Raw genomic sequence first — 6,561 nt, forward strand, 5'->3', positions numbered from 1 at the left:
GCTTTTCGCGATCCTCCAAATCGGCCGCACTCCGCTGAAGCTTGGCCGCAACGACACGCGCAGCCTCTCTTTCCTGGCGGAGCTTTCCGATCAGGTGCGCTCCCACAATCGAGGCAATAAAGAATGCAACAACCACCGGCAGATCTTGGGGGTCATCGATACGCAGGCTGAACGCCGGCGGCGCAAAGTAGTAAGCGAGAGCAGCGATGGCTATGATGCAAAGCGCGGACGACGCGATGAAGCTGCCCATCAACGAAAACAGCAAGACCACCAACAAATAGGCGAACGCCGTCGCGGCCAAATGGGCGTGAAGGTACAAGCAAGCAGTGTTACCACGGTCAGTGTTATGCTGCCGAAGGTAAACTGAGGGGCTGAACGTTCTAAACTGCTGATCGGGCTACGCATTTTGATACCGTCCGGCCTTTTCTCCGGCGGGGAAGCTATAACATTTTAGGCGAAAATAGGGCAGTGCTCAGCACCGGCACCAGCCCCCGCTGGTGAGCGGTTCCGCTCGATTGCTTGGTAATGAACTGAGCACGCGCAGAGAAAAATTGCATCACAGACGTACGTATAGTTGTCCTAAACCTTTCAATATGGCGCGGTGACACGCCTGCAATCGATGCTCAGGTGCCTGCTTTCCTCCGTTGCCGATAATCCGGGCAGGCGCTCGAGGCTGCAGCCGAGGATAACTCCCTCACGCCAGCCGCAGGAGGACAGCGGCTGCAGTTCAGTTAAGACGCTGAGCCGGAACAATCAGGGGCGCCTCGCCGAACTCGGAAAGAACAAAGACAAGCTGCCGAACCACTCATCTCGCCGGTACGATCGGTCATGCGGAAGAAAGCGCAATGGTCATGTGCCGAGATACGAAGGCGAAGTTACGACTGCTTTGTATGTTTTAGGGCCATCACGCCTCGGTGCGGAGGCTTGTCTCCGGGGCGTTGGCCGGAATCGAGCGCGATTGTAGGCGGAGCAACAACTAGTTTGTCAGGCCGGACACGATCTGTCGCAGCCCTGTTATCTGGCAAGGCAAATGTCGCAGAAGCGTGCAGATGGCCGGAAGCTTGACGGTGAAAGACGCGCTTGAAAATGATTGGTACCGACTCTTTTGCTCGGCGGGCATCTTTTCAGGGCGGCTGCCCGGGGGGCGAGGCGGGCTGCGCACCGGCGATCGCGCGTGAAAGTTCCGGCTCGTCAAGTCGGCTGTCTCGATTCGAATTACGAGAAATGTCGCTGCGCTTGCATTCAACGCGTCTTTGAATGGCGGCGATTAGGATCCGGGACCTATCTCATCGTGTGTCGGTAGTGGTGGAAACGTTGGGCTGGTTGAGCCGAGCTTGCAGCGTCGCGTGCTCGAGCTCGTCCTCCCACCAGGATACGAACACGGCGGCGATGCCATTGCCAGTGATGTTAGTAAGGGCGCGCACCTCGCTCATGAACTTGTCGATCGAAAATACGATTGCCATGCCCGGCACCAGCGCTGGGTTGACCACCGACAACGTCGCAGCGAGCGTGATGAAGCCCGCGCCGGTGACGCCGCTTGCTCCCTTCGACGTTAGCATTGCCACGAGCAGGATCGTGAGCTGCTGGCCAAAGGTGAGATCGACCCCGAGTGCCTGGGCAATGAACAATGTCGCAAGTGTCATATAGATATTGGTGCCGTCGAGGTTGAAGGAGTAGCCAGTTGGCACCACCAGGCCGACCACGGGCTTGGAGCAGCCCAACCGTTCGAGCTTCTCCATCAATTGCGGCAGCGCGCTTTCAGAGGACGATGTGCCGAGCACGATCAGAATCTCGTCCTTGATATACACAATGAACTTGAAGATTGAAAAGCCGACGAGGCGCGCGATCAAACCGAGCACCACCACGACAAATAACGCCGCCGTCGCGTAAAACAGGGCGATCAGACCGATCAAATTGCCGAGTGCTGCCGGCCCGAACTTGCCGATCGTGAAGGCCATGGCCGCGAAGGCGCCGATCGGAGCCGCTTTCATGATAATAGCGATGACGCCGAACACCGCGTTCGCGACGTCGTCAATCATGCCTCGCAGTCGCTCCCCACGGTTTCCTAACGCCATCAGTGAAAAGCCGAATAGGATCGCGAACAGGAGAACCTGCAGAACATCGCCCCGGGCGAAGGCGCCGAAAACGGTATCCGGAATGATGTTGAGAAAGAAATCGACGGTCTTCGAGGCTTCCGCCTGCTTGACGTAATTGGCGACCGCACTGGCATCCGGCTTGACCGCAAGGCCACGACCGATTTGTACCAGATTGCCCATAAGAAGGCCCAACACCAAGGCAAAGCTGGAGACGATCTCGAAATAGACAAGCGCCTTGATGCCGACGCGCCCGACTTTCTTCGCATCCTGAATATGCGCAATACCAGATGTGACGGTGCAGAAAATAATCGGCGCGATGACCATCTTGATGAGCTTGATAAACCCGTCACCGAGCGCCTTGACCCAGTCGTTTGTCGCGACAGACGGCCATAGACAGCCGACCATGGCGCCAATCAAGATCGCGATCAGCACCTGCACGTAGAGAATCTTATACCAAGCTTGCGACGCGCGTGCGGGCGCCGCAGTTGCCATGGTGGTCATGACGCTTCCTTCCCAAATATCTCGAATGCGAGCCGCCGCGTCATTGAGAGGCGACAGCGTCATACGAGGCTCATAATTTTAGCCGTGTCCGATTGAAGACGGTTCCGAGAGCCGGTGCGTCGTTCCAAAAGGCAGGCGTTTAGTTGCGTTATCCTTTCTCGTTAAGCAAAATATGCACCAATTGCTCAAAGTGCGCCCCATTGAGCAGTCTCGGGCAAGCCGTCTGTCTCCGGGTCGCATCCGTTTGAGTGCTTCGCCCGCGTTCGCAAAGTCGAACAAAAAGTTGCGGCGAGACGTGTAACTTGATCGGCTGAGCGCATTAGTGGAGTTCCGTCTCGGGATGGAAGCCCGAGCGTGATCGATATACGCTAACTGCTGATGGATTGTAACAGTGGATGACATTGGTAAAATTGATAGTTTGGATTGTACTCATCCACGCGATGGAAGTCTGGTTTGCGAGCTCGATTGCGCGGGACAATAATCTTGAAACGATGGACTGCTCGTCGCTAGCGGCAAAGCTCGTTCGTGCACGGGGCATTTGTCTCCAGGCATGTGCGAAGATGCGCATTAGGCAGATTGGTCGATAGGCTGCCTTCGCTCTCGGCCCCTCAGCGCCTTTTGCCGCGTCGCGAAGCAGGGTCACGATGATTACTCGCCAGATTATTCGCGTTGCTGCCAAAGGGCAGGCTTCATGGATCCGTTCCATTACCGGCCCAGCGAGTGTGGCGTTTGAGCCAGCAACAAACCACATAGGCATCTCTGGCAGCGTCAAATTCTGCCGTTTCGTTGCGCGGCCGTCGCTGTCTGCTCGGCAACAGAGATGCCAGAAATCTGACATAGCGTTAGGTCCACGCCACCGGGACCTCGACGTCTATGCGAATTTCTGCCACGTTGCGCATGGCGCGCCCCGCAGTTCGCACGCGGCACAGGAATTGCTGATTTTAAACGAGGAGGTGCCGCCGTCAGATGGATGGAAGCGGCCCTCTCACTGGAGTTGCCGATGAGACTTGCGACGCTGCTCTTGCTCGTGGAAACGACGCGCGTGAATGTGGCGGCCGCCATGAAGTGCGACGCGACTAAAAGGCGATCCGCGCCACATAGCTGGGCGAGCCGGACGTGCAGGCGATCACTGAACCCGTAAAACGACCTGCTTTCAGCTTGGGCTGACGCACATGGATGTCTTTTCGGCAGAGATTGCGCAATCTGTTGCGCCTCGGCCCAGACGGACCGGGTGGGTTCTCGCCTCTTTGTGGGGCGAGCGCACGCTCGCTTTTACTTTCGCGGGAATCGTGATCGGATCGGTCCTCTCGGCGCTGCCGTTGGTGGTGCAGCCGATCCGTAACGCCTTTGTTGGGATAGGAGATCGCCAGTCGGAAACTACGGGGCGCGTTTCGTCGCTCTACGCCTTCATTACCATCAGGGCGCGATTGGAGTTTGTTAAAGCCGCTGTGGTTGGCTTTTCTCATACGATCGGCACATTCGGCGTCGTGATGATGATCGGCGGCAACATTCCTGGGCGCACCAAGGTTTTGTCAACGTCGTAGTGAGCTGGTCCCGCAAATCTGAACAGCGATAAGTGGAGTTTCTGCCTGACGGCGGGCAAGATTGACCCGCTAATCAGGAGAGACGATGAGCAGACGAGCACGGCGGAACCACACTCCGGCTTTCAAGGCGAAGGTGGCACTTGCCGCCGTCAAGGGTGACCGCACGCTGGCGCAACTGGCGGAGCAGTTCGACGTTCACCCCAATCAGATCACATCGTGGAAGGCCAGCTCGAAGGCAGCGCTGCCGATGTTTTCGGTCCGGGCGGCGGGAGTCGGATCGCCGAACCCACCGTCGACGTAAAGTCGCTGCACGCCAAGATCGGCGAGTTGACGCTGGAGAACGATTCCTAAGAAACGGCAGCATCTACTTTCGGCTCCAAGGGCTGGAGAACAAAGCCGAATGCCTTGGCACGCCGATGCAAATTGTTGACCACTCGCGTCCGGTAACGCGTCTCGTAGGACGAGGCCCCGGGATCGACATAGTCCATTCCGTATCGCAGAGCATTGTAGAACAGAACTGCGATCTTCGGGGCCGTGGCGGTCACGGCCTTGGCCTTGCCGATGCGCGCTGAGAGCCGTCTATAAAAGGCGCCGAGCGCGGTGTCTGTACGACCCACGGTCACGGCAGCAAGGCGCAGAAGTGCCGCCGCTCGGCCGTCGGATCGGCGCGTTCGGGACGAGAGCATTTTGCCGCCGGAGACCTTGTTGCTCAGCGCCAGTCCCAGCCAGGAGGTAAAATGCTTTGCACTTGGCCACGAGGAGAGCTCGTCGCCGCATTCAGCGATCAGCTTCAGCGAGAGGTAAGGACCGAGGCCGTCGATCGCGGTGAGGTCCTTTCCGAGCAACGCGAACAGCGCCTCGCGGACGTCGAAAGCTGGAGCGTTCGCCTGATCGGTTCTATTCCGACGCCGCGAGACCCGCGGCGCTGATCCGTGGCGATGACCGCGATGGAAGCTCAGTTCCTTCAACACGGCTTCAATTCGGGCGTCGCAGGCAGATGCCTTCTCGTGGTAGGCGTCGTAAAGCGCAAGTGCCTGCTCGAGCGCAAACAGATGCTCGGCGCGGTAGCTTCCGGTGAGCGCCTTCGCGATCGTCTCGGCGCTGGAGTGGCAACTATAATGGCGCAAGCACGCCAGCGCCTCAGGATCGCGCTCGCCGGCAAGGATCGCCCGTATGATACGCAGGCCGGTCGCGCCGGTGATGTCGGTGATGTCGGTGACGACGTGGTGCAGCTGAAGATTCATCTCCGTCAAGGCCTTCTGCATATGCTGGATGTGTGAGGCCGCGTACTCCAGCAGACGCTCGCGCTGACGCACGTAGGCTCGCAGCTCGGCAATCTGCCCTTTGGGCCGAAAGCTGGCCCGCAGCAACCCGAATGAATGGAGCCGCTGCAGCCATTGCGCATCACTGACATCGGTCTTGCGCCCCGGCACGGGCTTGGCATCGCGCGCGTTGACAAGAAACACGTTAAATCCCCGGGCATCGAGAAGCTCGAAGATCGGAATCCAGTAGACGCTGGTCGATTCCATGACGACAGTCTCGACGCCGCATTCAGTAAACCAGTCGACTAGCCGATGCAGATCAGCCGTGAAGGTACCGAAGCTGCGGACTGGCTCCGGTGCGCGATCTGCCCTCACGGCAGCCATGTGCATAGTCGCTCCGACGTCGATGGCAGCCGCGTCCGGGGGCACCATCTGCATCTTACCTCCGTTCCTCGACTTCGATCTTTTGGGGTTCATCTCTAATCCTCCTGCTGACGGCGGCGGAAGGGCTGGGCTGCGCTATTCGTCAGATTCCTAAACGGGATCGCCGGATGGCGTCACCACTCTCAAGTGCGCGACAACCCATGGACCAGGTTTTTTAACGGGGTCACGTGCCACCAAAATCGTATCGGCCGCTCCCTCCCGGTCGGCAATCTAGCGCCGGTCCGTTTCTATCCCACAGGGGGAGCGCAGCGCCGCGCATAGTTTTTTAGAAGGAGCGCTCACCAAGGCGGGATTGCTGAGCGCAAAGCGATGATCGACCGTGAACACGATCTGCCGCTCAGCAAGCAGGCGGAAGCTCTGAACATCAGCCGCGGCAGCGTCTACTATCTGCCGCGTCCAGTGCCGCCCAAAGACCTCGCGCTGATGCAAAGGCTCGACCGGCTGCATCTGGAGTTTCCCTTCGCCGGTTCGCGAATGCTGCGAGGCCTGCTGGCTGCCGACGGGTGCAAGGTCGGCCGCCGGCATGTCAAAACGCTGATGCGGCGGATGGGGATAGAGGCGCTCTACCGCCGGCCGCGCACCACCCAGCCCGAGCCCGGCCACAAGATCTATCCCTATCTGCTGCGCGGCATGGAGATCACGCGCCCGAACCAGGTCTGGGCGATGGACATCACGTACATCCCGATGGCGCGAGGCTTCGTCTATCTGGCCGTG

Annotated in this window: 3 protein-coding genes and 3 pseudogenes; 3 read left to right on the forward strand and 3 right to left on the reverse strand. The window is 58.9% G+C overall.

Features of this window, described 5'->3' with window-relative positions; all coding sequences use genetic code 11:
- Both E4K64_RS38880 and dctA read right to left on the reverse strand, forming a co-directional pair.
- Nucleotides 1–271, reverse strand: a 271-nt coding sequence (locus E4K64_RS38880) for a DUF4118 domain-containing protein (protein WP_235884966.1), incomplete at its 3' end; no start/stop codon positions are given.
- A 1,015-nt stretch (nt 272–1,286) separates the two neighbouring features.
- Nucleotides 1,287–2,597, reverse strand: coding sequence for a C4-dicarboxylate transporter DctA (gene dctA, locus E4K64_RS38885; RefSeq protein ID WP_126262214.1), 1,311 nt, complete (start codon nt 2,595–2,597; stop codon nt 1,287–1,289).
- Between the two features lie 1,203 nt (nt 2,598–3,800).
- On the opposite strand from dctA, the pseudogene E4K64_RS38890 reads away from it, so the two are divergent.
- A pseudogene (locus tag E4K64_RS38890) lies at nt 3,801–4,141 on the forward strand (molybdate ABC transporter permease subunit); the annotation flags it as partial.
- A gap of 85 nt (nt 4,142–4,226) precedes the next feature.
- Nucleotides 4,227–4,486: pseudogene (locus E4K64_RS38895) on the forward strand (transposase); the annotation flags it as partial.
- A gap of 2 nt (nt 4,487–4,488) precedes the next feature.
- On the opposite strand, the gene E4K64_RS38900 reads toward E4K64_RS38895, so the two are convergent.
- Nucleotides 4,489–5,880 carry an IS110 family RNA-guided transposase gene (locus E4K64_RS38900; protein ID WP_126262215.1) on the reverse strand — a complete coding sequence of 464 codons (1,392 nt, stop codon included), beginning with the start codon at nt 5,878–5,880 and terminating at the stop codon, nt 4,489–4,491.
- Between the two features lie 228 nt (nt 5,881–6,108).
- On the opposite strand from E4K64_RS38900, the pseudogene E4K64_RS38905 reads away from it, so the two are divergent.
- Nucleotides 6,109–6,561, forward strand: a pseudogene (locus tag E4K64_RS38905) (IS3 family transposase); the annotation flags it as partial.

Origin of the sequence: Bradyrhizobium frederickii (assembly GCF_004570865.1) — a bacterium.
GTDB classification, from domain to species: domain Bacteria; phylum Pseudomonadota; class Alphaproteobacteria; order Rhizobiales; family Xanthobacteraceae; genus Bradyrhizobium; species Bradyrhizobium frederickii.